The sequence below is a fragment of the Cellulomonas shaoxiangyii genome (assembly GCF_004798685.1).
GTDB lineage: Bacteria > Actinomycetota > Actinomycetes > Actinomycetales > Cellulomonadaceae > Cellulomonas > Cellulomonas shaoxiangyii.
The window spans coordinates 2,248,879-2,274,074 of the sequence record NZ_CP039291.1 but is presented as its reverse complement, the minus strand read 5'-3'; the positions used below and the strand labels follow the sequence as shown (position 1 = coordinate 2,274,074).

Below are 25,196 nucleotides of genomic sequence, written 5' to 3'. Positions count from 1 at the left end.
GGACGCGCGCCCCGGCGCGGCGACCCCCACGGGGGCCGCCCGCACGCGGGCTCCGCGCCCGGGTGTCGCACGCCCGACCGCCGCCCGGGCGACGCCCGGGCGCGTCGCCCGGGACGGCGCAGCAGTGCGTGGCACCGTGGGCGGCGTGAGCGAGCGCACCGGCACGACCCCGCGTCGCGGGCCGGTGCAGGACCCGAACGGCCGCCGCGCGGCTGCGGTGCCGCCGCGCGTGCCGCGAGGCTCCGTCCCCGCCGGTGGGACGGCGTCCGCGCGCGCCACCGCCCCGCGCGGCTCCGCCGCCCCCCGCGCTACTGCCGCCCGCGGCTCCGCCGCCCCGCGCGCTACTGCCGCGCGCGGCTCCGCCGCCCCGCGCGCTACTGCCGCGCGCGGCTCCGCCGCCCGCGGGGCCGCCACCCCGGCCACGACGCGCGGCCCCGTGCCCCGCACGCCCGCCCGCGCCACGTCGACGCGCCCGCCGGCCACCGTGTCGGGTCTGCGCCTCCCGCCGGCGGAGCCGGTGCAGCCCGCGTCGCGGGGCCGCGTGCTGGCGCTCGTCATGACCTTCGTGCTGCTCCTCGTGCTGTTCGCCGGACGCCTCGTGTACGTGCAGGTCCTCAAGGGCCCGGAGATCGCCGAGCAGGCGCGCGCCGCGCGCATGGCGAGCTACCAGGTGCTGGGTGCGCGGGGCGAGATCACCGACGCGGACGGCGTGGTGCTCGCGACGTCGGTCGAGCGGTACACCATCTCCGTCAACCAGCCGAAGATCGCGGAGTACGTGGCCCGCGGCTCGGACGGCCTCGACGGTCCCGCGGGAGTCGCGGCACGGCTCGCGCCGCTGCTGGGCGGCAACGCCGCGGAGCTCGGCGGCACGCTCGTCGGCGACCGCCCCTACGTCGTCCTCCAGAAGAACGTCCTGCCCGACGTGGCGCGCGAGATCCGCGCGCTGCGGATCGACGGCGTCAACGTCGAGAAGGTCGCCGACCGGGTCTACCCCAAGGGTGCCGTGGCCGGGAACATGATCGGCTTCGTGAACTCGTCCGGGACGGGGCTGCAGGGCCTGGAGCTCACGCTCGACGAGCGCCTGCGCGGCGTCCCCGGCCACGAGAGCTACGAGCGCGGGCGCGGTGGTCAGCCGATCCCCGGCGGTGTGTCCGAGGGCACGCCGGCGCGTGAGGGCGACTCGGTGCAGCTCACGATCAAGTCCGACCTGCAGTACAAGGCACAGGCAGAGCTCGAGGCGCAGGTCGCCGCGACGGGCGCGACCGGCGGCGCACTCGTCGTCATGCGGCCGAACGGCGAGGTGCTCGCGCTGGCCGACTCGGGGTCGATCGACCCGAACGACCCGGGCGAGCGCGCCGCGGACGCGTTGTCGCCCGCTCTCACCCAGGTGTTCGAGCCCGGGTCGACGAGCAAGGTCGTCACCATGGCGGCGGCGCTGGAGGAGGGCCTCGTCGCGCCGACCGACCAGTTCGAGGTCGCCGACCGGTGGCGGACGCCGCACGGCGAGACGATCAAGGACTCGCACGACCACGCGGTGCAGCGGCTGACGTCGACCGGCATCTTCGCCGAGTCGTCGAACGTCGGCACGATCCTCATCGGCCAGCGGCTGACCAAGGAGCAGCGCCACCGGTACATGACCGCCTTCGGCTTCGGGTCCCGCACCGGCATCGAGCTGCCCGGCGAGTCCGCGGGTCTGCTGCGCGCCCCCGAGGACTGGCAGGGACGCGACGAGTTCGCCGTGCTCTTCGGGCAGGCGCTCTCGGTCAACGCGCTGCAGGCGGCGAACGTCTTCGCGACCATCGCGAACGGCGGCGTGCGCGCGGAGCCGCACCTCATCGCGGGGTGGACCCGGGCCGACGGGACGTACGTGCCGGAGGCGCAGCCGGAGGGCACGCGGGTCGTCTCCCCGGAGACCGCCGCGACCGTGCTGTCGATGATGGAGAGCACCGTCGCCGCCGGCACGGGGTCGAGCGGCGCGATCGCCGGGTACCGCGTGGGCGGCAAGACCGGCACGGCGCAGAAGTTCAACCCCAGCGGGTACACGTCGTCGTTCATCGGCGTCGCGCCGGCCGACGACCCCCAGGTCGTGACGGCCGTCATCCTGCACGACCCGAAGACGTCGATCTACGGCGGCACGGTCGCCGCACCGCTGTTCAGCTCCATCACCCAGTACGCGCTGCAGCAGCTCGGCGTGGCGCCGTCAGGGGCCCCGGCGACGCTGCACCCGACCACGTGGTGACGACCGACCGGGGTAGATTCCTCCCCATGACGTCCCCCCTCGGCCGGCTGCGCCCCGAGCACCCGCCGGTCCGCAGGGTCGGCGATCTCGTGGCCGCGCTGGCGCCCTCCCTGGGCCTGTCCCCGGCCTCCGCGCCCGGCTCGTCGCACCCCGGTGGCGCGGACGAGGACGTGGCATTCACGGGCGTCACGATGAGCAGCCGCGACGTCGTCGCGGGTGACCTGTTCCTCGCCGTCCCGGGCCTGAAGGTGCACGGTGCCCGGTTCGCGGACGACGCCGTCACCGCCGGTGCGGTGGCCGTGCTGACGGACCCCGCCGGTGCCCGGCTCGTGCACGAGCTGGTGGGCGACGCCGTGCCCGTCGTCGTCACCGCGGACGTCCGCGCCGCGGCCGGTCCGGTCGCCGCCTGGTTCCACGACGAGCCGGCGCGCCGGCTGGTCACGGTCGGCGTCACCGGCACCAACGGCAAGACGACGACCACGTACTTCGTCGACGCGGCGCTGCGCGCGCACCACGAGCGCACCGCGGTGCTGGGCACGGTCGAGCTGCGGATCGGCGACGACGCGGTCGAGAGCCCGCGCACGACGGTCGAGGCCCCCGTGCTGCAGGACCTGCTCGCGCTCGCGCTGGAGCGCGGCGCGACCGCCCTGACCACCGAGGTGTCGTCGCACGCGCTCGCGCTGGGCCGCGTCGGGGGCGTCGAGTTCGACGTCGTCGGCTTCACGAACCTGCAGCGCGACCACCTCGACTTCCACGGCGACATGGAGGGCTACTTCCGCGACAAGTCCCGCCTGTTCGCGGCCGGCCAGGCCCGCCGCGGCGTCGTGGTCGTGGACGACGAGTGGGGCCGTCGCCTCGCCGCCGAGGCCCCCGTCCCGGTCGAGACCGTCGCGACCCACGTCGGTGCGCCGGAGGCCGCCGGCGCCGACTGGGCCGTCGTGTCGGCCGACGTCGGGCTCGACGGCGTCGGCTCGCGGTTCACGCTGCGGGGCCCCGACGGCGCGGAGCACGAGGCCGCGAGCCCGCTGCCCGGCCTCGTCAACGTCTCGAACGCGGCCCTCGCCGTCGTGCTCGCACACGCGGCGGGCGTCCCCCTCGACGTGGCGGTCGCCGCCGTCGGGACCGCGCACGCCATCCCCGGGCGCATGGAGCGCGTCGTCGAGCGGGGCGACGGCTGGCCGCTGTGCCTGGTGGACTACGCGCACACGCCCGACGCGCTGGAGCTCGCGCTCGAGGCCGTGCGCCCGATCACGCCGGGGCGGCTGCTGATCGTCTTCGGCTCCGACGGCGACCGGGACCAGGGCAAGCGCCCGATCATGGGTGCCGTCGCCGCCCGCCTCGCCGACGTCCTCGTCGTCACGGACGAGAACCCCCGCTCAGAGGACCCTGCCGCCATCCGGGCGGCGATCCTCGACGGGGTGCGCGAGGCTCGACCCGACCTGGCCGACGTGCACGAGGCGACCAGCCGCGCGCAGGCCATCCGCGACGCCCTCGCCCTCGCCGGTGACCAGGACACGGTCATCGTCACGGGCAAGGGCCACGAACCGACCCAGGAGATCGCCGGGGTGTTCCACCGCTACAACGACCGCGACGTGTTCCTCGCCGCCCACCGCGAGCAGGACCGACGCCAGGAGCAGCACGCGTGATCGCCCTCACGGCGGCCGAGATCGCGGCCGCGACCGGCGGAGCCCTGTCCGGGACCGCACCGGCGACGGTCGTCACCGGACCCGTCGTCGTCGACTCCCGGGAGGTGCTGCCCGGCGGGCTGTTCGTCGCGCTCCCCGGTGAGCACGTCGACGGCCACGACTACGCCGCGGGCGCGGTGGCGTCCGGCGCGGCGCTCGTGCTCGCCGCCCGACCCCTGGACGGGCCCGACGGCCCGCTGCCGTGCGTCGTCGTCCCGGACGTGGAGCGCGCGCTCGGCGACCTGGCGCGGGACGTGCTGGCCCGGCTGCGCGAGGCCGCGGTCGAGCCCGGGGGCAGCGGGCTGCGCGTCATCGGCGTGACCGGCTCCGTGGGCAAGACCTCCACCAAGGACCTGCTCGCGCAGCTGTGCGGCGCGGCCGGGCCCACGGTGGCGCCCGTGCGGTCGTTCAACAACGAGATCGGCCTGCCGCTGACGGTGCTGCGCGCCGACGAGGCGACCCGGTTCCTCGTCCTGGAGATGGGCGCGAGCGGGCCGGGGCACCTGACCTACCTGACGGACATCGCCCCGCCCGACGTGTCGATCGTCCTCGTGGTGGGGCAGGCCCACCTCGGTGGCTTCGGCGGCATCGAGGCGGTTGCGCGGGCCAAGGCGGAGATCGTCACCGGGCTGGTCCCGGGCGGCACCGCGGTGCTCAACGCCGACGACAACCGCGTGCGCGCCATGGCGGCGGCGGCGCCCGGCCCCGTGGTGCTGTTCGGCGCGTCCCCGGACGCCGACGTGCGTGCGGTCGACGTGCGCCTCGACGCGCTCGGGCGGGCACGCTTCCGGCTGCAGCACGTGCCGTCGGGCGAGGACCGCGAGGTCACGCTCCGCCTCGTCGGCGAGCACCACGTCCACAACGCGCTGGCCGCGGCAGCCGCGTCCCTGGCGGTGGGCCTCACGATCGACGAGGTCGCCACCGGGCTGAGCGCCGCGGACGCGCTCTCGCCGCACCGCATGCACGTCGTCGAGCGCCCCGACGGCGTCACGGTCGTCGACGACTCCTACAACGCCAACCCCGACTCGATGCGCGCCGCGCTCAAGGCGCTGGCCGTCATCGCGGGGCGGACGCGCCGTTCGGTGGCCGTCCTGGGGGAGATGCTCGAGCTGGGTGACGAGCACCGCACGGCGCACGACGCGATCGGCCGGCTCGTGGTCCGCCTCAACATCGGCCTGACGGTCGTCGTGGGGGACGGCGCGCGGGCCATCCGGGACGGCGCGAACCACGAGGGGTCCTGGGGCGACGAGGTCGTCCTCGCCGACGACGTCGAGGCCGCCGCCGCGTTCCTCGAGGAGGAGCTGCGGCCCGGTGACGTCGTGCTGGTGAAGTCGTCGTACGGCGCGGGCCTGTGGCGGCTCGGCGACCGGCTCGTGGAGGCCGGCGCATGAGGGCCGTCCTCATCTCGGGCGGCATCGCGATGCTGGTCGCGCTGCTCGGCACGCCCCTGTTCATCCGCTTCCTCGTGAAGCGGCAGTACGGCCAGTTCATCCGCCAGGACGGCCCGACCGCGCACTTCACGAAGCGCGGCACACCGACGATGGGCGGCGTCGTCATCATCGGCGCGACGCTGGTCGGCTGGCTGTGCGGGCTGGTGCTGACGGGCACCACACCGAGCGCGTCGGCCCTGCTCGCGCTGTTCCTCATGACCGGGCTCGGGGTGGTGGGGTTCCTCGACGACTTCATCAAGATCTCCCGCCAGCGCAGCCTGGGGCTGTCCCCGCTGTGGAAGATCGTGGGCCAGGGGATCGTGGGCGTGACGTTCTCGGTGCTCGCCCTGCAGTTCCCGAACGAGCAGTTCCGCACGCCGGCGTCGACGCGCATCTCGTTCATCCGCGACACGAACATCGACCTCGCGTTCGCCGGCACGACCGTCGGGCTGATCCTCTTCGTCGTCTGGGCGAACTTCCTCATCACCGCGTGGTCGAACGCCGTGAACCTCACCGACGGGCTCGACGGCCTCGCGACGGGCGTCTCGCTCATCGTCTTCGGCGCGTACGTGCTCGTGGGCGTGTGGCAGTTCAACCAGACGTGCCAGTCGGTCCTGACCGCCGGGCCGCGCTGCTACGAGACCCGCGACCCGCTCGACCTCGCGGTCGTGGCGGCCGCGATCACCGGCGCGCTGTTCGGGTTCCTGTGGTGGAACGCGAGCCCCGCGAAGATCTTCATGGGGGACACCGGGTCGCTGGCGCTCGGTGGTGCGCTCGCCGCCCTGACGATCCTCACGCGCACCGAGATCCTCGGCGCGATCATCGGCGGGCTCTTCGTGCTCATCGTGCTGTCCGACGTCATCCAGATCGGCTTCTTCAAGATGACCGGCAAGCGCGTGTTCAAGATGGCGCCGCTGCACCACCACTTCGAGCTGTCCGGGTGGGGCGAGGTCACCATCGTCATCCGGTTCTGGATCATCGCGGGGCTGTTCGTCGCCCTCGGGGTCGGGATCTTCTACGCGGAGTGGGTGGCGGGCTAGGTGGACGCACGGTTCGACGGCCGCACCGTCCTGGTCGCCGGCCTCGGCGTCTCGGGCCGTGCGGCGGCCCAGGTGCTGGCCGACCGCGGCGCGCACGTCGTCACGTTCGACGACCGCGCCCCGGAGGCGGACCACCGGGACGTCGCCGCTTTCCTCGCCGGCGACGGCCTCGCGGAGGTCGACCTCGTCGTCGCCTCGCCGGGCCTGCCGCCGCACCACCCCCTCCTGGCGGCCGCGCGCGAGCGGGGCGTGCCCGCGTGGAGCGAGGTGGAGCTCGCGTGGCAGGTGCGGGTGCCCCGCGACGGCGGCGGTGGCGAGGCCGCGCCGTGGCTCGCGGTGACCGGCACGAACGGCAAGACGACCACCGTCGGCATGCTCGAGTCGATCCTGCGCGCAGCGGGGCGGCGCGCGCCCGCGGTGGGCAACGTCGGCACCCCGGTCGTGCTCGCGGCGGTCGACCCGCAGGTCGACGTGCTCGCCGTCGAGCTGTCGAGCTTCCAGCTGCACCTCACGCACTCGATGTCGCCCCAGGCGGCGGCCGTGCTCAACGTCGCGCCGGACCACCTCGACTGGCACGGGTCGCTCGAGGCGTACGCGGCCGACAAGGGCCGCATCTTCGAGCGCACCCAGGTCGCGTGCGTCTACAACGCGGCGGATCCGCTGACGGCCGAGCTCGTCCGCGAGGCCGACGTCGTCGACGGCGCGGTCGCGGTCGGCTTCACGCTCGGCACGCCGGCGGTGGGGCAGGTGGGCCTGGTGGACGACGTGCTCGTCGACCGCGGGTTCGCGCGCCTGCGGCACACGCACGCCGCCGAGCTCGGCACGCTCGCCGACCTCGCGCAGCTCGCGGGACCTGACGGGGCGGTACCGCCGCACGTCGTCCGCAACGCCCTCGCGGCCGCGGCGCTCGCCCTCGCGCACGGGGTCGACCCGGTGCACGTGCGTGACGGGCTGCGTGCGTTCGCGCCCGGGGCCCACCGGATCGTCACCGTCGGGCGCGTCGACGGCGTCGCGTACGTCGACGACTCCAAGGCGACGAACGCCCATGCCGCCGCCGCGTCCCTGGCCGCGTTCGGCGAGGCGTCGGTGGTCTGGGTCGCCGGCGGTCTGGCCAAGGGGGCGACGTTCGACGAGCTCGTGCGGGCGCGCCGCGACCGCCTGCGCGGCGTCGTGCTGATCGGTGTGGACCGCGCCCCGCTGCGCGACGCCCTGGCCCGACACGCCCCGGACGTCCCGGTGATCGAGGTGGCCGCCGGTGAGACTGAGCCGGTGATGACCCGTGCCGTGCAGGAGGCGCGCCGCCTGGCCGCCGGGGCGCCCGCGGGCGTCCCTGTGACGGTGCTGCTCGCCCCGGCCAGCGCGTCGATGGACCAGTTCGCGTCCTACGCCGCCCGCGGCGACGCCTTCGCGGCGGCCGTGCGGGCACTCGGGGCGGACGGGGTGAGCCCGCGCGACGACGGCCCGGAGGCCACGCCGTGACGGCGACCGTGGGCGCAGGCCCCGCGGTCGGCACGCGGACCCCCGCCGGCGGGACGCCGCTCGCGGGCCGTGAGCCGTCGTTCCTCGGCGCGTGGAACTCGGCGGTGACGAGCTACTACGTCCTCGTCGGGGCGAGCACGCTGCTCGTCGTGATCGGGCTGGTCATGGTCCTGTCGAGCTCGAGCGTCGAGTCGCTCGCGGACGGCGACTCCCCGTACGCGGTCTTCCTGGACCAGGCGAAGTACGCGCTCATCGGCCTGCCCGCGCTCCTGCTGCTCTCGCGCCTGCCCGTGCGGTTCCTGCGCGCGGCCGCGTGGCCCGCCCTCGGCGCAGCGGTCGTCTTCCAGATGCTCGTGTTCACGCCGCTCGGCTGCGGGGCGGGCGGCAACCGCAACTGGGTCTGCCTGCCGGGCTTCTCCGCGCAGCCGTCCGAGACCGTGAAGCTCGCCCTGGCCGTGTGGCTCGGGGCGGTCCTCACGCGCAAGCTCGCGCTGCTGCACGAGTGGAAGCACTCGCTGGTCCCCGCGGTGCCCGTGGCGGGCCTCGCCATCGGCGCGGTCCTGCTCGGCCACGACCTGGGCACCGCGCTGGTGCTGGTCCTGCTGGTGGCCGGCGCGATGTTCGTCGCGGGCGTGCCGCTGCGGATCTTCGCGCTCGCCGGGGTGGTCGCGGCGGGGGGCGTCGCAGTGCTCGCGCTCGGCAGCGACAACCGCGTGAACCGCATCATGTCCTGGCTCTCGGCCACCTGCGACGTCACGAACGAGTGCTACCAGACGCTGCACGGCGGCTGGGGGCTGGCCACGGGCGGGTTCGGCGGGCTGGGGCTGGGCGAGAGCCGGGAGAAGTGGTCGTACCTGCCCGCCGCGCACAACGACTTCATCTTCGCGATCCTCGGGGAGGAGCTCGGGCTCGTCGGCACGCTCCTCGTGCTCGGCCTGTTCGCGCTGCTGGCGTTCGCCATGATCCGGGTGATCCGCCGGCACCCCGACCCGTTCGTCAAGATCACCACGGCCGGCATCTGCGCGTGGGTCGTGGGTCAGGCCACCATCAACATCGCGGTCGTCATCGGGCTCGCGCCCGTGATCGGCGTGCCGCTGCCGCTCGTCTCCGCAGGAGGGTCCGCACTCATCGTGACGATGGCCGCGCTCGGCGTCCTCATCTCCTTCGCCCGCTCCGAGCCGGGTGCCGCCGAGGCGCTCGCCGCCCGCCCCTCGGTCGTGCGTCGCTCGCTCGCGGTGATCGGACGGACCCGTGGCTGACGCGCCCGCCGTCCTCCTCGCGGGCGGCGGCACGGCGGGGCACGTGAACCCGCTGCTGGCCGTCGCCGACGAGCTGCGCCGACGCCACCCGGGCGCCCGGCTCTCCGTGCTCGGCACCGCCGAGGGGCTCGAGGCGCGGCTCGTGCCGGAGCACGGGTACCCGCTGGCCGTCGTGCCCCGGGTGCCGCTGCCGCGGCGCCCCACCGCCGACTGGTTCCGGCTGCCCGGGCGGCTGCGCGCGGCGGTCGCCGCGGCGGAGTCCGCCATCGACGCGATCGGGGCCCAGGTGGTCGTGGGGTTCGGCGGCTACGTCGCGACCCCCGCGTACCTCGCGGCCCGCCGACGTGGCGTGCCCGTCGTGGTGCACGAGCAGAACGCGCGCCCCGGACTCGCCAACCGTCTCGGTGCGCGCGGCGCCGCCGCGGTCGCCGTGACCTTCCCCGGCACGCCGCTGCCCGGTGCGCAGGTGACCGGCCTGCCGCTGCGCCGCCCGGTGCAGGACCTCGTCCACGCCCGTGCGACGGACCCGGTGGGCACGCGTCGCGCGGCGGCCGCCGTGCTCGGCCTCGACCCCGACGCCCCGACGCTGCTCGTGACGGGCGGGTCGCTCGGCGCCGTGAGCGTCAACCGTGCCGTCTCCGGTGCGGCGGCCGACCTCCTCGCCACCGGTGCCCAGGTGCTGCACCTCACCGGCCGCGGCAAGGACGCCGAGGTCCGTGCCGCCGTCGCGGCCGTGCCCGGTGCCGAGCGGTACCACGTGCTCGAGTACCTGACCGCGATGGAGCACGCCCTGGCCGTCGCCGACGTCGTGGTGGCCCGCGCCGGGGCCGGGACCGTGTGCGAGCTCGCGGCGCTCGGCATCCCCGCCGTGTACGTGCCGCTGCCCGTGGGCAACGGTGAGCAGCGCCTCAACGCCGCGCCGGTCGTGGCGGCCGGCGGCGGCGTCCTCGTGGACGACGCCGAGCTGACCCCCGACTGGGTGCGCGCGCACCTGCCCGTCCTGCTGGCCACCGGCGACGCCGGCGAGGCACGGCTGCGGATGGGCGCCGCCGCCGCCGGCGTCGGCGTGCGCGACGGGGCGGCGCGCGTCGCGGCCCTCGTCGAGGCGCAGCTCCGGGGCCACGTCCCGGGCGGCGTCGCCGGCGGCTCCCCGGCGGGTGACGCCACGCCGGTGGTCGGGACGACGCAGGACCCGGTCACCGGTGCCGTGCCACCCGCGACCGGTCCCGCCGTGCCGCACCCCGGCACGCGCGGCGCCGTGGCCCTCGCGGACCTGGGCCGCGTGCACCTCGTGGGGGTCGGTGGCGCCGGCATGTCCGCCATCGCGCCGCTCCTCGCGGCGCGCGGCCTGGCGGTGAGCGGCTCCGACGCGCACGACGGGCCCGCGCTGGCGGGTCTGCGCGCGGCCGGCGTGCACGTGCACGTGGGGCACGACGCCGCGCACGTCGAGGACGTCGACTCGCTCGTCGTCTCCTCCGCGGTGCGCGCGTCCAACCCGGAGGTCGTCCGCGCGCGGGCCCGGGGCCTGCCGGTGCTGCACCGGTCCGAGGCGCTCGCGTCGCTCATGGCGGGTCGTGACGCGGTGGCCGTGGCCGGCGCGCACGGCAAGACGACGACGTCCGCGATGATCGCGACGGCGCTCCTGCACGCGGGTGCCGACCCCGCGTTCGCGATCGGCGGCGTCGTCCGCTCGGCCGGCGGCACGCTCGGGGGAGCGCGGCACGGCGACGGGCCGTTCGTGGCGGAGGCGGACGAGTCCGACGGCTCGTTCCTCGCGTACGAGCCGCTGGTCGCGGTCGTGACGAACGTCGAGCCGGACCACCTGGACCACTACGGCTCGCGCGAGGCGTTCGAGGACGCGTTCGTGCACTTCGCCGGGCGCATCCGCCCCGGCGGGCTGCTGGTCGCCTGCGGTGACGACCCCGGTGCGTCCCGGCTCGTGGCCCGCGTGGGCGCGGAGCTGCGCGGTCGCGACGTCGACGTGGTCACCTACGGCGTCGGGCAGGGCGTGGACGTGCACGTGGGGGCGAGCCGCCCGACGGACGACGGCCGCTGGGAGGTCGTGCTCACGCCCACCGACGGCGAGGCGGTGACGCTGCACCTGCGCGTGCCGGGCGCGCACAACGCGCTCGACGCCGCCGCGGCGTGGTGCGTGCTGCGCCGTCTGGGCGTCGCGCCCGCCGCGGCCGCCGCCGGGCTCGACGACTTCGCCGGGACCGGACGCCGGTTCGAGGACCGCGGCACGGTCGCGGGCGTGCGGGTCGTGGACGACTACGCGCACCACCCCACCGAGGTGGCGGCGCTGCTGACGGCAGCCCGCCAGGTCGCCGGCGAGGGCCGGGTGGTCGCGCTGTTCCAGCCCCACCTGTACTCGCGCACGCGCACCTTCGCGACGGAGTTCGGCACGGCCTTCGACCTGGCCGACGTCGTGGTCGTCACGGACGTGTACGCGGCGCGCGAGGACCCCGCCCCGGGCGTCACGGGCGGCCTCGTCGCCGACGCCGTGCCGACGCCCGGCAAGGCGCGCTTCGTGCCCGACCGGGTCGCGGCCGCGCACGCCGTGGCGGAGCTGGCGCGTGCGGGGGACCTCGTCCTCACGGTCGGTGCCGGCGACGTCACGGAGCTCGGCGCCGTCGTGCTGGCCGCCCTCGAGCAGCGCGGCGCACGGGGACGCGACGAGGGTGCGGCCACCGGCGGCACCGCCGCGGACGGTGCGCTGCCGTGAGCCCCGACCGGCCGCCGGCACCCCGTCCGAGCCGTCCGGCCGCTCCGCAGCGGACCGCTCCGGCGAGGACGGCTCCGCGGAGGGCCGACCGGCCGAGCGCGGCCCCGACAGGACCCTCCGTCCCGGCGGCGCGGGACGCGGCGGCGCCACCGTCGCGCCCGGTGCGTGCCGCGCCGGCGGACGCCGCAGCCGCCCGGCCGCCTCGCACCGGACCGGTGCCGACGACCACGGGCGGCACGTCGCGCGCGGTGCCCGGCCCGACGACCGCCACCGGGCCGACGCGCAACGTCACCACCTACACGGTCGGCGGCCGCTTCTCCGGCCCGGTCCGGCCGGCCGTCGTGTCGACCACCTCGCGGGAGCGGTTCGCCGAGCGCGCCCGGGCGCGTCGCGCGCTCGCGCACCGGCAGGTGCTGCTCATCGCCGCCGGGGTGCTCGTCGCGGGCGGGCTCGGCTGGCTGCTGCTGCTGTCGCCCGTGCTCGCGCTCGACCCGGCGGAGGTCGAGGTCGCCGGGGCCGGCACGGTCGTGGCCGTCGACCAGGTGCTCGCGGTCGTCGCGCAGCACCACGGGACGCCCCTGCCGCGCCTCGACACGGTCCGGCTGCGCGACGACGTGCTGGAGGTGCCGGGCGTGCGCGAGGCGCGCGTCGTGCGGGAGTGGCCCCGGGGTGTCGCGGTGCAGCTCGTGTCGCGCGAGCCGGTGGCCGCCGTGCCCGAGGCCACGGCCCCCGACGCGCCGGCGTCCGACGGCGCACCGGGCTTCGCCCTGCTCGACCAGGAGGGCGTGCAGGTGGGCCGCGCGGAGGCGCCGCCGGCGGGGCTCCCCGTCGTCGACGTGCCGGTGGGGGACGAGCGGACGCTCACGGCGGTGCTGCACGTGCTCGAGCAGCTCCCGCCGGACCTGCTCGCGCAGGTCGAGGGCGTGTCGGCGAAGACCCGGGACACCGTGGCGATGCAGCTGCGGGACGGCCCGCGCGTGGAGTGGGGGAGCGCGGACGAGACGCCGCTCAAGGTCGCCGTGCTCGCGGCGCTGCGCGCCGCGCCGGTCGCCGCGGGCGCGGTCGTCTACGACGTGTCGGCCCCCCGGATGCCGATCACCCGCTGACCCGTCACGGCGCGTGGCGCCGCGCCGTGACGCACGTCGTCGCGGCCGGAGCGCGACACGCGCGCGGTGGTCGTTGATCGCAGGGAGGGCGCCACCTAGCGTCACGACCGACAACGCACCTGACATAACTCTAACCCTCGACCTGAGGGTGAAGGTTGAGAGTTCGCGTGACCCGCACGTCGCGGGTCGCGCACCAGCACCGAGCAGCGGCACCCCGGGGCCGCGACCCACGAACGAGAGGCACCCACCGTGGCAGCTCCCCAGAACTACCTGGCGGTCATCAAGGTCGTCGGCATCGGCGGTGGCGGCGTCAACGCCGTGAACCGCATGATCGAGGTCGGCCTCAAGGGTGTCGAGTTCATCGCCGTCAACACCGACGCCCAGGCCCTGCTCATGTCCGACGCCGACGTGAAGCTCGACGTCGGCCGCGAGCTCACGCGCGGCCTCGGTGCCGGTGCGGACCCCGAGGTCGGCAAGAAGGCCGCGGAGGACCACGCGGAGGAGATCGAGGACGTCCTGCGCGGCGCCGACATGGTCTTCGTCACCGCCGGCGAGGGCGGCGGCACCGGCACCGGCGGCGCGCCCGTGGTCGCGCGCATCGCGCGGTCGCTCGGCGCCCTGACGATCGGTGTCGTCACGCGCCCCTTCACCTTCGAGGGCCGGCGTCGCTCGGTGCAGGCCGACGCGGGCATCGACGCGCTGCGCGCCGAGGTCGACACGCTCATCGTCATCCCGAACGACCGCCTGCTGTCGATCTCCGACCGCTCGGTGTCGGTGCTCGACGCCTTCCACTCCGCCGACCAGGTGCTGCTGTCCGGCGTGCAGGGCATAACGGACCTCATCACCACCCCGGGTCTGATCAACCTCGACTTCGCCGACGTGAAGTCGGTCATGCAGGGTGCCGGGTCCGCGCTCATGGGCATCGGCTACGCACGCGGCGAGGACCGGGCGGTGCAGGCGGCCGAGATGGCGATCTCGTCGCCGCTGCTCGAGGCGAGCATCGACGGCGCCCACGGCGTGCTGCTCTCGATCCAGGGCGGGTCGGACCTCGGTCTCTTCGAGATCAACGAGGCGGCCCGACTCGTCCAGGAGGCGGCGCACGCGGAGGCCAACATCATCTTCGGCGCGGTCATCGACGACGCGCTGGGTGACGAGGTCCGCGTGACGGTCATCGCCGCCGGCTTCGACAGCGGCGGCCCCTCGCGGCACGACCAGCGCGGGCACGACCAGCGCGGACTCGGTCAGCTCGGCGCGCCCGCGCGTCACGTCCCGGCCGTCGCGCCCGCCCCGGCGGCGCACGCGGTGGACTACCTGCCGACGCCCCGCCCCGTGCAGGTCCAGGACGAGGATCTCGTGCCGCTCGGCACGCTGCGCGCGGCGCCCGCGCCGGAGCCCCGCGGCGAGGTGCCGGCGTTCCTCTCGACGCAGCCGGAGCCGACGCCGCACACGGGTCCGCTCGACGTGCCGCGCGTCTTCGCGGACGAGCCCACGCGGCGGGACCGCGACGAGCTCGACGTGCCCGACTTCCTCAAGTAGGGCGATCGCGGTGGCGACCGTCGCGTTCGACGCGGTCGACCTCGGGCCCGGCGTCCGCGCCGGGTTCACCCGCCGCGGTGGCGGGGTCAGCGCACCGCCGTGGGACGGGCTCAACGTCGGTCTCGCGGTGGGTGACGACCCCGCCGCCGTCGTCCGCAACCGGCGGCTGCTCGCCGACCGGGTGGGCGCGCCCGTGGTGTTCGCCACACAGGTGCACGGGCGCGGGGTCGTGGTGGTGGACGGCGCCGCGGCGGGCGGCGCGGCCGCGGCCGGCGTCGCCGAGGCCGACGCGGTCGTGACGACGTCGCCCGAGGTGGCGGTGGGCGTGTACGTGGCGGACTGCGTCCCCGTCCTGCTCGCGGACCGCGCGGCGGGCGTGGTCGCCGCCGCCCATGCGGGGCGCCCGGGCCTGGTCGCCGGCGTCCTGCAGGCGACGGTGGCCGCGATGGTGGCGCTCGGAGCGCGTCCGGAGCGCGTCCGGGCCGTGCTGGGCCCGTGCATCGCGGGGGAGTCCTACGAGGTGCCTGCCGGGATGCGCGCCGAGGTCGCCGCGGTCGTGCCCGAGGCGGCGGCCCGCACGCGCGACGGCGCCCCGGCGGTGGACCTGCGCGCCGGCGCCCTGGCGGTGCTGGCGCGGTGCGGGGTCGCGTCGGTGCAGGTCGACCGGCGCGACACGTACGCGGATCCCGAGCTGTACTCCCACCGCCGTGCCGTGCACGCGGCCCCCGCGGGCCCGCGCACGGGTCGGTTCGCCGGCGTCGTGCGGCTCCTGCCGTCCTGACCAGCCGCGACGCGCGCAGGAGGAGTTGCGACACGCCCGCGTGTCGCAGCGCCGTGGCGCCCCGCCCGTTGCTAGCGTCACCAGCGCACACACGTCCCGTCGGCCTCGTCGCCGGGTGGGTGTGCGGCTCGAGGCAGCCGGGTGGTCCGGCGGATGGGAGACGACGCGATGGCCGGAGCGCTGCGCAAGACGATGCTGTACCTCGGCCTGGCCGACGACCGGACCGAGCACGAGCACTACCTCGACGAGTACGAGGAGCCGGAGGTGGTCGACGTGCACGAGGAGCCCTACGAGGCACAGGTGACGCCGCTGCACCGCACGGCGCGCGTGCAGTCCGCACCCGCGCCCCGCGAGCAGGCGGACCTGCGCCGCATCACCACGATCCACCCGCGCTCGTACAACGACGCGCGCAAGATCGGCGAGGCGTTCCGCGAGGGCACGCCGGTGATCATGAACCTGTCGGACATGGACGACGCGGACGCCAAGCGTCTCGTCGACTTCTCCGCGGGCCTGATCTTCGGCCTGCACGGCGCGATCGAGCGCGTGACGAGCAAGGTCTTCCTGCTCTCGCCCGCGCACGTCGAGCTGGCGGGGGACTCGGCACCGCCCGACGCCTCGACACGTGCCGGCTTCTACAACCAGAGTTGACGCGTGCGTCTCCTGGCCAACCTGCTCTACCTCGTCGTCCTCGTCTTCTTCCTCCTGCTGCTCGTGCGGCTGGTGCTGGACTGGGTCCAGTTCTTCGCGCGTGACTGGCGGCCGTCGGGCATCGCGCTCGTCGTGGCCGAGGTGACGTACTCCGTGACCGATCCGCCGCTGCGCGCGCTGCGCCGCGTGCTGCCCCCCGTGGGGTTCGGATCGGTCCGCTTCGACCTGGCATTCCTCGTCCTCGCCCTCGGCTGCTCGGTGCTGCTGTCGGTGCTGGGACGGGTGTGACGAGGGTCCCCACGACCCCGACCGGCCGCCCCGTGGGGTGTCCGGCGCGGGACGTGCGACGCTTGTTTTCTCCGCTACGGTGGCCCGAGGCGGTCGGTGGACTGACTGCCGCCGGCCAGAGCCAGCACGATCGACAGAGGTGACGACGATGGCACTGCTGACCGCAGACGACGTCCTGAACAAGAAGTTCCAGGCGACGAAGTTCCGCGAGGGCTACGACCAGGACGAGGTCGACGACTTCCTGGACGAGGTCGTCAACACCCTGCGGGACCTGCAGGGCGAGAACGAGGACCTCAAGACGAAGCTCGCGGCGGCCGAGCGGCGCATCGCCGAGCTCAGCCGTGCCGGTGCCCAGCAGGCCGCCCCCGCGCCGAAGCCGGAGCCGGCCCCCGCGCCGGAGCCGCAGCCCGCCCCCGTGCCGGCCGTGGCTCCGCAGCCGCCCGTGGTGCAGGCGCCGGTGCCCGCCCCCGCCGCCCGCGGCAACGAGCCCGAGTCCGCGACGGGCATGCTCGCCCTGGCGCAGAAGCTGCACGACGACTACGTGCGCAGCGGCCAGGAGGAGTCGGACCGCCTCATCACGGAGGCGAAGACCCGCGCCAACCGCATCGTCCGTGAGGCCGAGGAGACGTCGCAGCGCACGCTCGGGCAGCTCGAGCAGGAGCGGTCGCTCCTCGAGCGCAAGATCGACGAGCTGCGGGTCTTCGAGCGCGACTACCGCACGCGCCTGAAGAGCTACCTGGAGAACCTGCTCGGCGACCTGGAGAACCGCGGGAACGCGCTGCCGCCGCGTTCCGGCCAGGGGCAGCAGGTCGCGGAGAAGCAGGGCATCTGACCTCTCGCGCCGCCGGTCGCCGCCCTCGTCGTGGGCGTGCGACCGGCGGCGTCGTGCTGCCCGCCCCGTGCGTACGTGCACCGGGGCAGGGCCGGCGCCGACCGGCCCAGCACGCGTGAGGCCCCGCGGCCCCGCCGCCCCGGCCGGTGTCCGTCCTGCCCGGTCCGTCCTGTTGTGCCCGGACGAGGACGCGCATACAGTCGCCGCACTCGAGACGGGGGGGACGTCCGTGAGCATGAACGACGCACCGACGACACTGACGGTAGGCACACAGGGGGGGACCCGGGGCGCACAGCCTGCGCTCCCGGTCCGTGACGGGGAGGAGCCGTGGACCCAGGCACAGCTCCGGGAGGTGGCGGACGAGCTCACCGCCGACCGTGAACGGCTCGCCGGCGAGCTGCTCGCGGCGGGCGCCGAGCTGTCCGAGCTCCTGCGCAACTCCGGCGACGGCGCCGGGGACGACCAGGCCGACTCGGGCTCGTCGGCGCTGGAGCGCGAGCACGAGCTCACCCTGGTGAACAACACGCGGGACCTGCTCGAGCAGACCGCGCACGCGCTCGAGCGCCTCGACGCCGGCACGTTCGGCGTCTGCGAGGCGTGCGGGCGCGCGATCGGGAGGGCACGGCTGCAGGCATTCCCACGCGCGACGCTGTGCGTGGCCTGCAAGCAGCGGGAGGAGCGTCGCTGACCCGCCCGTAGACTCCTGCGGTGCCCACGACGGACGGAACGACCGCCCAGCCCGACCAGACCGGGGGGTCCGCCGGGGGGCGGCTCCCGTGGACGCGCGCCGAGCGCGCCCCACGGCGCCGCCTCCTGACGCTGCTGGCGGGGCTCACCGGGGGCGTGCTCGTGGTCGACCAGCTCACGAAGGTGTGGGCGGTCGCGACGCTCGCTCCCGGTGAGCGGGTCGCGCTGCTCGGGGACCTCTTCGGGCTGCAGCTCGTGCGCAACCCGGGCGCGGCGCTCTCGATCGCCACGGGCATGACGTGGGTGCTCACGCTCGTGGCGGTCGTCGTCGTGGTCGTCGTGGTGCGCGCGTCGCGGCGGATCGGCTCGACCGGCTGGGCCGTCGCGCTCGGCCTGCTGCTGGGCGGCGCGCTCGGGAACCTCGTCGACCGGATGGTCCGCGAGCCCGGGCCGGCGCGTGGGCACGTCATCGACTTCCTCGCGTACGGCGACCTGTTCGTCGGCAACGTCGCGGACATCGCCATCGTCACGGCGGCGCTGCTGGTCGTGCTGCTCTCCGCGCGCGGCGTCCACCTGGACGGCACGCGCGACGACGACCCGGGCGACGGGTCCCGCGGGGACGCGCGCGAGAACCAGGACGTCGGGCCGGACCGCACCGCGACGGCCGACGACGCCGCGACGGCCGACGACGCCGCGGCGGCGCGGCGCGACGGGGGTGCGGCATGAGCGGGACGCGTGCGCTGCCGGTGCCGGACGGCCTCGCGGGCGAGCGGGTCGATGCGGCGCTGTCCCGCCTGCTCGGGCTCTCGCGCACGCGCGCGGCGGAGATCGCGGCCGCCGGGGGCGTGCGGGTGGACGGCCGCGAGGTCGGCAAGTCGGACCGGCTGCACGCCGGTGCGTGGCTCGAGGTCGACGTCGTCGCGGCCACGCCCGCACCCGAGGTCGCCGTCGTGGCCGAACCGGTGCCGGGCATGCGGATCGTCCACGACGACGACGACGTGGTCGTGATCGACAAGCCCGTCGGGGTGGCGGCGCACCCGTCGCCGGGCTGGACCGGTCCCACGGTGGTGGGCGCGCTCGTGGCGGCGGGCTACCGGATCTCGACGTCGGGCGCGGCGGAGCGGCAGGGGATCGTGCACCGCCTCGACGCGGGGACCACGGGGCTCATGGTCGTCGCGAAGAGCGAGCACGCGTACACCGTCCTCAAGCGGGCGTTCAAGGAGCGCACGGTCGAGAAGGTCTACCACGCGCTCGTGCAGGGGCACCCGTCCCCGACCACGGGCACGATCGACGCGCCGATCGGCCGGCACCCGTCGTCGGACTGGAAGTTCGCGGTCGTGGCGGACGGCAAGCCGTCGGTGACGCACTACGAGGTGCTCGAGATGCTTCCCGGCGCGTCGCTCGTCGAGATCCACCTGGAGACCGGCCGTACGCACCAGATCCGCGTGCACATGGCGGCGCTGCGCCACGCGCTCGTGGGTGACCTGACCTACGGCGCGGACCCGTCGCTCGCCGCGCGCCTCGGCGTCCAGCGGCAGTGGCTGCACGCGATGCGTCTGGGCTTCGAGCACCCGGGCACGGGCGAGTGGCTGGAGGTCACGAGCGAGTACCCCGCCGACCTCGCGGAGGGCCTCGAGAGGCTGCGCGCCGCGTACGCGTGAGCAGCCTCACGGGCGCCCCCGGCGTGTCCCCCCGACACGGCCGAGGGGCCCGCCGAGGTGTCGCCGGGGCGACGTAGGATCGCCCGCATGGCACCTGCCGGAGGCTCCGACTTCGTCCACCTCCACGTGCACACCGAGTACTCGATGCTCGACGGCGCGGCCCGCCTCGGCGACCTCTTCGCGGAGGTGCAGCGGCAGGGGCAGACGGCGATCGCCACGACCGACCACGGGTACCTGTTCGGCGCGTACGACTTCTGGTCCAAGGGCACGGCCGCCGGCGTGAAGCCGATCATCGGCATCGAGGCGTACGTCACGCCGGGCACCAGCCGGTTCGACCAGACGCGCGTGCGGTTCGGCACGCAGGGCCAGGAGTCCGACGACGTCTCCGCGCGCGGCGCCTACACCCACATGACGCTGCTGGCCCGCAACAACGAGGGTCTGCACAACCTGTTCCGGGCGAGCTCGCTGGCGTCGCTCGAGGGGCAGATGGGCAAGTGGCCCCGCATGGACCGCGACCTGCTGCAGCGGTACGGCCGCGGCCTCATCGCGACGTCCGGGTGCCCGTCGGGCGAGATCCAGACGCGCCTGCGGCTCGGCCAGTGGGACGAGGCCGTCCGGGTGGCGGGCGAGCTGCAGGACATCTTCGGCAAGGAGTTCTTCTACGTCGAGCTGATGGACCACGGGATCGACATCGAGACCCGCGTCCTGAAGGACCTGCTGCGCCTGTCGGAGCACATCGGCGCGCCGCTCGTCGCGACCAACGACCTGCACTACGTCCGGCAGGAGGACAGCGCGTCGCAGGAGGCGCTGCTCGCGATCAACTCGGGATCGACCCTCTCGGACCCGGACCGGTTCAAGTTCGACGGCGACGGCTACTACGTGAAGTCGGCCGCCGAGATGCGGCGCATCTGGGCCGAGCTGCCCGAGGCGTGCGACAACACCCTGCGCATCGCCGAGCAGTGCGAGGTCTCGTTCAACACCTCCGCGAACTACATGCCGAACTACCCGGTCCCGGCCGGGGAGGACGAGACGAGCTGGTTCATCAAGGAGGTCGAGAAGGGCCTGCACCACCGCTACCCCGCCGGCATCCCGGACGAGGTCCGCAAGCAGGCGGAGTTCGAGACCGAGGTCATCACGACGATGGGCTTCCCGGGGTACTTCCTCGTGGTCGCCGACTTCATCAACTGGGCGAAGGACAACGGGATCCGGGTCGGCCCGGGCCGTGGTTCCGGTGCCGGCTCCATGGCCGCCTACGCCATGAAGATCACCGACCTCGACCCGCTGCGCCACGGCCTGATCTTCGAGCGGTTCCTCAACCCCGACCGCGTCTCGATGCCCGACTTCGACGTCGACTTCGACGAGCGCCGGCGCGGCGAGGTCATCCGGTACGTGACGGAGAAGTACGGCGAGGACCGCGTCGCGCAGATCGTCACCTACGGCACCATCAAGGCCAAGCAGGCCCTCAAGGACTCCGCGCGGCTGCTCGGCATGCCGTTCGCGATGGGGGAGAAGCTCACCAAGGCGATGCCGCCCGCGATCATGGGCAAGGACATCAGCCTCACGGGCATCTTCGACCCGGCGGACAAGCGCTACAACGAGGCCGAGGAGTTCCGGCAGATCCATGCCGCGGACCCCGACGCGCAGCGCGTGGTGGAGCTCGCCAAGGGCATCGAGGGCCTGAAGCGGCAGTGGGGCGTGCACGCCGCCGGCGTGATCATGTCGAGCGAGCCGCTGATCGACATCATCCCGATCATGCGCCGCCCGCAGGACGGCGCGGTCATCACGCAGTTCGACTACCCGACGTCCGAGGGCCTCGGCCTGATCAAGATGGACTTCCTCGGGCTGCGCAACCTCACGATCCTCGACGACGCGCTCGAGAACATCGTGATGAACGGCAAGGACCCGGTCGTGCTCGAGGAGCTCGAGCTCACCGACCGCGCGACGTACGACCTGCTCAGCCGCGGTGACACGCTGGGCGTGTTCCAGCTCGACGGCGGCGGCATGCGCACGCTGCTGCGCCTCATGCGTCCCGACAACTTCGAGGACATCTCCGCCGTCGGCGCGCTCTACCGTCCGGGCCCGATGGGCGCCAACTCGCACACCAACTACGCGCTGCGCAAGAACGGCGCGCAGGAGGTGACGCCGATCCACCCGGAGCTGGCGGAGCCGCTCGCGGAGATCCTCGGCACGACGTACGGCCTGATCGTGTACCAGGAGCAGGTCATGGCGATCGCGCAGCGCGTCGCCGGGTACTCGCTCGGACAGGCCGACATCCTGCGGCGCGCGATGGGCAAGAAGAAGAAGTCCGAGCTGGACAAGCAGTTCGCGGGCTTCTCGGCCGGCATGCAGGAGCGCGGCTACTCGATGGCCGCCGTGCAGACGCTGTGGGACATCCTGCTGCCGTTCTCCGACTACGCGTTCAACAAGGCGCACTCGGCCGCGTACGGCGTCGTCTCGTACTGGACCGCCTACCTCAAGGCGAACTACCCGACCGAGTACATGGCGGCGCTGCTCACGAGCGTGCGCGACGACAAGGACAAGTCGGCGCTCTACCTCAACGAGTGCCGGCGCATGGGCATCACCGTCCTGCCGCCCGACGTGAACTCCTCGTCGGCCAACTTCACCGCCGTCGGCAAGGACATCCGCTTCGGCCTGACGGCCGTGCGCAACGTCGGCGCCAACGTGGTCGACGCGATCGTCGCGGCGCGCGAGCAGAAGGGCGCGTTCGCGTCGTTCACCGACTTCCTCGACAAGGTGCCGGCGGTGGTCTGCAACAAGCGGACGATCGAGTCGCTCATCAAGGCGGGGGCGTTCGACTCGCTCGGGCACCCGCGCCGCGCGCTGCTGCTCGTGCACGAGCAGGCCGTGGACTCGGTGATCGGCGTCAAGCGGCGCGAGGCCGAGGGCCAGTTCGACCTGTTCGCCGACCTCGGCGGCGACGACGAGGGCGGCGTGAGCGTCGCCATCCCCGAGCTGCCCGACTGGGACAAGAAGCAGCGCCTCGCGTTCGAGCGGGAGATGCTCGGTCTCTACGTGTCCGACCACCCGCTGTCGGGCCTCGAGCACGTGCTGTCCGCGGCGGCCGACGTCTCCATCGCCACGCTCAACGCGGACGAGGCGCGCCCGGACGGCTCGACGGTCGTCGTCGCGGGCCTGGTCACGGGACTGCAGCGCAAGATGTCGAAGCAGGGCAACCCGTGGGCCGCCGTGACGCTGGAGGACATGGAGGGGTCCGTCGAGATCATGTTCTTCGGCGAGACCTACCTGGCGTACTCGACCGCGCTCGCGGAGGACGCCGTGCTGGTCGTGCGTGGGCGCGTGCGCCGACGCGACGAGACGATGCAGCTGCAGGCGATGGAGGTGTCGATCCCGGACGTGTCGCAGGCGGCCGACGCCCCGGTGGTCGTCTCGCTCAGCGAGTCACGCTGCACCCCGCCGGTCGTCGAGCGCCTGCGCGAGGTGCTGTCGACGCACCCGGGCGTCACCGAGGTGCACCTGCGGCTGACGAACCCGGGCAAGGTCACCGTGATGCGGCTCGACGACGGGCTCCGGGTGGAGCGGTCGCCGTCGCTGTACGGCGACCTCAAGGCCCTGCTGGGACCGAGCTGCCTGTCCGCGTGACCGCGCCGCTCGGGGTGCGCGCCGTGCGTCCTCGGACGGCGGCGCGCGGCCCGGTGGCGCCCGTCACTCGACGGTGAACGCGACCTTCCCGGTCGGCAGGTCGACCTCGACGACGGCGCCCCGCGGCACCTGACGTCCGCGCCGGTTCTCGGGCTCGCCGTCGACCGTGACGGCGTCGTCCTCCAGGAGCGTCCGTGCCTGCGCCCCCGAGTCCGCGACGCCGGCAAGCTTGAGGAGCTGGCCGAGCCGGATGACCTCGTCACGCACGTGCACCACGTCCATGCGGCCATGATCACCCACGGCGGGCCCCCGGACCTCCTCGGGGCCGGGCGTGGCTCGTCGAAGGGGGACCAAAGGTTCATGCGCCCCGACCGCGCGCGGCGCACGATGGTGGGGAACCGGGCAGATCGCCCGGCTCACGGGTCCAGCGACGACGCGGCCCCGGTCCACGCCTCGGGGAGACACCATGTCCACCACTGCTCGAACGTCCGGGGGGACGACGACCGACACCGTCTACCAGGAGCAGATCGTCACGAGCTCCGCTGCTCGCAAGGTCCTCGCGGTCGCCCGCATCACGATCGGCTTCACGTTCTTCTGGGCCTTCATCGACAAGGTCTTCGGCCTGGGCTACGCCACGCCCGCCGAGCGCGCCTGGATCAACGGCGGCACCCCGGCGCAGGGGTTCATCGGCGGCATCGAGGGTCCGTTCGCGGGCTTCTTCCAGCTGTTCGCCAACCCCTTCGGTGACTGGCTGTTCATGCTCGGGCTGCTCGGCATCGGCGTCGCGCTGATCTTCGGCGCGGGCCTGAAGATCGCCGCGGTGACCGGCACGCTGCTGATGCTGCTCATGTACCTGGCGCAGTTCCCGCTCGTCCTCGGCGGCACCAACCCGATCGTGGACTCGCACTGGCACGAGGCGCTGCTGCTGATCATCTCCGCCGTCACCCTCGCCGGTGACACGTGGGGAGTCGGTCGGATCTGGGGCCGGATGGTCGGCAACAGCTGGCTGCGCTGAGCGAGGCCGCGGCCCCGCAGCCGCGGCGGCCGGCCGTGCGCACCCCCGCCCCTGGGGGTGCGCGCCGGCGGTCCGCTGCCCGGGTGGTGAGGCCCTCCGCCCGGGCAGCCGTCCGTGCGCCCCGGGAGTGGTGCGCCGGGGCGAACCACGTAACCCTTGCGTTATATAACCGTTCGTGAAAACGTGGGCTCGTGCACCCGATGGACGCGCTCGGCGACCCGGTCCGCCGCCGGCTGGTGGAGCTGCTCGGCGACGGCGAGCGCACGGCCGGCGAGCTCGCCGCAGCCGTGGGCGCCGAGCGCGGCATCAGCCAGCCGGCCGTCTCCCGGCACCTGCGGGTGCTGCGCGAGGCGGGCGTCGTGACGGCGCGCGCGGAGGGGCCGGTGCGGCTGTACGCGGTCCGTGCCGAGGCCCTGGACGCGGTCGGCGACTGGGCGCGGGACATGACGCGGTACTGGCGGACCGGCCTGGACGCGCTCGCCACGGAGGTGGCGCGCGGCCGCCGGGCCGCGCGGCGCGGCGGGCACCACGACGGCGCGCGGCTCGACGGCGCACGGGACGACGGCGGCGCCGGGCACGACGGCGCCGGGCACGACGGCGGACGGCAGGACGACCACGACGGAGGCGGACGATGACGCGATCGACGGACGATGTGCGAGGCGTGCTCACCGCGCGCTCCGACGGGGTAGAGGTGCGCTTCGACCGGTGGTACCCCACGACCCCGCAGGACCTCTGGGCGGCGGTGACGGAGCCGGCGCGCGTGGCCCGGTGGCTGGGGCCCTTGTACGGGGACCTGCGTGTCGGCGGGGCCTACGAGCTGCGGATGGGGGACGACGTCCCGGGCGCGGACGACACCGCGACCGGGGAGGTGCTGGTGTGCGAGCCGCCCCGCGCGCTGGCCGTCACGTGGGTCTTCCCGAACGAGACCGTGACGCGCGTCGACGTGGAGCTCGCCGTCGACGGCGCCGGCACCCTTCTGCGGCTGCGCCACACCGGGCTCGCGGACGACGCCGCCCGCGGCTACGGGGGCGGGTGGCACGCGTGCCTCGACCAGCTCGACGACCACGTCGCCGGTCGTCCCGTCCGTGCGTGGGACGTGGTCTACGCGGCCGCGGCCCCCGCGTACGCGGACGCCCGGCCGGGGGAGCCCGCCTAGACTCGGGT

General features: G+C 74.7%; 21 protein-coding genes. 20 read left to right on the top strand and 1 reads right to left on the bottom strand.

Annotated features, from left to right (window positions below):
• The first annotated feature begins 145 nt into the window (after window positions 1-145).
• The 17 genes from E5225_RS10310 to dnaE all read left to right on the top strand — a co-directional run bounded on the left by E5225_RS10310 (window position 146) and on the right by dnaE (window position 23,017).
• Window positions 146-2,239 carry a peptidoglycan D,D-transpeptidase FtsI family protein gene (locus tag E5225_RS10310; protein ID WP_244243661.1) on the top strand — a complete coding sequence of 698 codons (2,094 nt, stop codon included), beginning with the start codon at window positions 146-148 and terminating at the stop codon, window positions 2,237-2,239.
• A 26-nt stretch (window positions 2,240-2,265) separates the two neighbouring features.
• Window positions 2,266-3,885 carry a UDP-N-acetylmuramoyl-L-alanyl-D-glutamate--2,6-diaminopimelate ligase gene (locus E5225_RS10305; RefSeq protein WP_135975050.1) on the top strand — a complete coding sequence of 540 codons (1,620 nt, stop codon included), beginning with the start codon at window positions 2,266-2,268 and terminating at the stop codon, window positions 3,883-3,885.
• Complete coding sequence (locus E5225_RS10300) at window positions 3,882-5,315, top strand: UDP-N-acetylmuramoyl-tripeptide--D-alanyl-D-alanine ligase (RefSeq protein ID WP_135975052.1); 1,434 nt, start codon at window positions 3,882-3,884, stop codon at window positions 5,313-5,315. The genes E5225_RS10305 and E5225_RS10300 overlap by 4 nt, the downstream gene beginning before the upstream one ends.
• Window positions 5,312-6,394, top strand: coding sequence for a phospho-N-acetylmuramoyl-pentapeptide-transferase (gene mraY / locus E5225_RS10295; RefSeq protein ID WP_135975054.1), 1,083 nt, complete (start codon window positions 5,312-5,314; stop codon window positions 6,392-6,394). The genes E5225_RS10300 and mraY overlap by 4 nt, the downstream gene beginning before the upstream one ends.
• Window positions 6,395-7,873: a UDP-N-acetylmuramoyl-L-alanine--D-glutamate ligase gene (murD, locus tag E5225_RS10290; RefSeq protein WP_135975056.1), complete on the top strand. Its 1,479-nt coding sequence runs from the start codon at window positions 6,395-6,397 to the stop codon at window positions 7,871-7,873.
• A 104-nt stretch (window positions 7,874-7,977) separates the two neighbouring features.
• Complete coding sequence (ftsW, locus tag E5225_RS10285) at window positions 7,978-9,132, top strand: putative lipid II flippase FtsW (RefSeq protein ID WP_243738383.1); 1,155 nt, start codon at window positions 7,978-7,980, stop codon at window positions 9,130-9,132.
• A complete protein-coding gene (murC, locus tag E5225_RS18215; RefSeq protein ID WP_135975058.1) occupies window positions 9,125-11,857 on the top strand; it encodes a UDP-N-acetylmuramate--L-alanine ligase in 2,733 nt (910 codons plus the stop codon). Before ftsW ends, murC begins: the two co-directional genes overlap by 8 nt.
• 215 nt (window positions 11,858-12,072) lie before the next feature.
• On the top strand, window positions 12,073-12,963 hold the full coding sequence (locus tag E5225_RS10275; protein WP_244243660.1) for a cell division protein FtsQ/DivIB: 891 nt from the start codon (window positions 12,073-12,075) through the stop codon (window positions 12,961-12,963).
• A gap of 249 nt (window positions 12,964-13,212) precedes the next feature.
• The gene (ftsZ, locus tag E5225_RS10270) at window positions 13,213-14,499 is read left to right on the top strand and encodes a cell division protein FtsZ (RefSeq protein WP_135974075.1); all 1,287 of its coding nucleotides are present in this window, start codon (window positions 13,213-13,215) and stop codon (window positions 14,497-14,499) included.
• A gap of 10 nt (window positions 14,500-14,509) precedes the next feature.
• The gene (pgeF, locus tag E5225_RS10265; protein WP_135974076.1) at window positions 14,510-15,280 is read left to right on the top strand and encodes a peptidoglycan editing factor PgeF; all 771 of its coding nucleotides are present in this window, start codon (window positions 14,510-14,512) and stop codon (window positions 15,278-15,280) included.
• A gap of 168 nt (window positions 15,281-15,448) precedes the next feature.
• A complete protein-coding gene (locus tag E5225_RS10260; RefSeq protein WP_135974097.1) occupies window positions 15,449-15,928 on the top strand; it encodes a cell division protein SepF in 480 nt (159 codons plus the stop codon).
• A 3-nt stretch (window positions 15,929-15,931) separates the two neighbouring features.
• Window positions 15,932-16,216: a YggT family protein gene (locus tag E5225_RS10255; RefSeq protein ID WP_135974077.1), complete on the top strand. Its 285-nt coding sequence runs from the start codon at window positions 15,932-15,934 to the stop codon at window positions 16,214-16,216.
• 148 nt (window positions 16,217-16,364) lie between these two features.
• Window positions 16,365-17,048, top strand: coding sequence for a DivIVA domain-containing protein (locus tag E5225_RS10250; RefSeq protein WP_135974078.1), 684 nt, complete (start codon window positions 16,365-16,367; stop codon window positions 17,046-17,048).
• A 235-nt stretch (window positions 17,049-17,283) separates the two neighbouring features.
• The gene (locus E5225_RS10245; RefSeq protein ID WP_135974098.1) at window positions 17,284-17,736 is read left to right on the top strand and encodes a TraR/DksA family transcriptional regulator; all 453 of its coding nucleotides are present in this window, start codon (window positions 17,284-17,286) and stop codon (window positions 17,734-17,736) included.
• Between the two features lie 20 nt (window positions 17,737-17,756).
• Window positions 17,757-18,461 (top strand): signal peptidase II, encoded by a 705-nt coding sequence (locus tag E5225_RS10240; RefSeq protein WP_135974079.1) that lies wholly within the window; start codon window positions 17,757-17,759, stop codon window positions 18,459-18,461.
• Window positions 18,458-19,396 carry an RluA family pseudouridine synthase gene (locus tag E5225_RS10235; protein ID WP_135974080.1) on the top strand — a complete coding sequence of 313 codons (939 nt, stop codon included), beginning with the start codon at window positions 18,458-18,460 and terminating at the stop codon, window positions 19,394-19,396. The genes E5225_RS10240 and E5225_RS10235 overlap by 4 nt, the downstream gene beginning before the upstream one ends.
• A gap of 87 nt (window positions 19,397-19,483) precedes the next feature.
• The gene (gene dnaE / locus E5225_RS10230) at window positions 19,484-23,017 is read left to right on the top strand and encodes a DNA polymerase III subunit alpha (RefSeq protein ID WP_135974081.1); all 3,534 of its coding nucleotides are present in this window, start codon (window positions 19,484-19,486) and stop codon (window positions 23,015-23,017) included.
• A gap of 63 nt (window positions 23,018-23,080) precedes the next feature.
• Here dnaE and E5225_RS10225 read toward each other — a convergent pair whose 3' ends face one another.
• The gene (locus E5225_RS10225) at window positions 23,081-23,299 is read right to left on the bottom strand and encodes an RNA-binding S4 domain-containing protein (RefSeq protein WP_135974082.1); all 219 of its coding nucleotides are present in this window, start codon (window positions 23,297-23,299) and stop codon (window positions 23,081-23,083) included.
• Between the two features lie 184 nt (window positions 23,300-23,483).
• On the opposite strand from E5225_RS10225, the gene E5225_RS10220 reads away from it, so the two are divergent.
• From E5225_RS10220 to E5225_RS10210, 3 genes are all read left to right on the top strand, one after another.
• A complete protein-coding gene (locus E5225_RS10220) occupies window positions 23,484-24,032 on the top strand; it encodes a DoxX family protein (RefSeq protein ID WP_135974083.1) in 549 nt (182 codons plus the stop codon).
• A gap of 200 nt (window positions 24,033-24,232) precedes the next feature.
• Window positions 24,233-24,667: an ArsR/SmtB family transcription factor gene (locus E5225_RS10215; RefSeq protein WP_135974099.1), complete on the top strand. Its 435-nt coding sequence runs from the start codon at window positions 24,233-24,235 to the stop codon at window positions 24,665-24,667.
• Window positions 24,664-25,188 (top strand): SRPBCC family protein, encoded by a 525-nt coding sequence (locus E5225_RS10210; protein WP_135974084.1) that lies wholly within the window; start codon window positions 24,664-24,666, stop codon window positions 25,186-25,188. Before E5225_RS10215 ends, E5225_RS10210 begins: the two co-directional genes overlap by 4 nt.
• Window positions 25,189-25,196 lie beyond the last annotated feature (8 nt).

Excerpts from the sequence above, each read along its gene's own strand:
- E5225_RS10305 (WP_135975050.1), top strand. The coding sequence starts at position 2,266 with ATGACGTCCCCCCTCGGCCGGCTGCGCCCCGAGCACCCGCCGGTCCGC.
- mraY (WP_135975054.1), top strand. The coding sequence starts at position 5,312 with ATGAGGGCCGTCCTCATCTCGGGCGGCATCGCGATGCTGGTCGCGCTG.
- E5225_RS10260 (WP_135974097.1), top strand. The coding sequence starts at position 15,449 with ATGGCCGGAGCGCTGCGCAAGACGATGCTGTACCTCGGCCTGGCCGAC.
- E5225_RS10250 (WP_135974078.1), top strand. The coding sequence starts at position 16,365 with ATGGCACTGCTGACCGCAGACGACGTCCTGAACAAGAAGTTCCAGGCG.
- E5225_RS10245 (WP_135974098.1), top strand. The coding sequence starts at position 17,284 with ATGAACGACGCACCGACGACACTGACGGTAGGCACACAGGGGGGGACC.
- E5225_RS10235 (WP_135974080.1), top strand. The coding sequence starts at position 18,458 with ATGAGCGGGACGCGTGCGCTGCCGGTGCCGGACGGCCTCGCGGGCGAG.
- dnaE (WP_135974081.1), top strand. The coding sequence starts at position 19,484 with ATGGCACCTGCCGGAGGCTCCGACTTCGTCCACCTCCACGTGCACACC.
- E5225_RS10225 (WP_135974082.1), bottom strand. The coding sequence starts at position 23,299 with ATGGACGTGGTGCACGTGCGTGACGAGGTCATCCGGCTCGGCCAGCTC.
- E5225_RS10220 (WP_135974083.1), top strand. The coding sequence starts at position 23,484 with ATGTCCACCACTGCTCGAACGTCCGGGGGGACGACGACCGACACCGTC.
- E5225_RS10215 (WP_135974099.1), top strand. The coding sequence starts at position 24,233 with ATGGACGCGCTCGGCGACCCGGTCCGCCGCCGGCTGGTGGAGCTGCTC.
- E5225_RS10210 (WP_135974084.1), top strand. The coding sequence starts at position 24,664 with ATGACGCGATCGACGGACGATGTGCGAGGCGTGCTCACCGCGCGCTCC.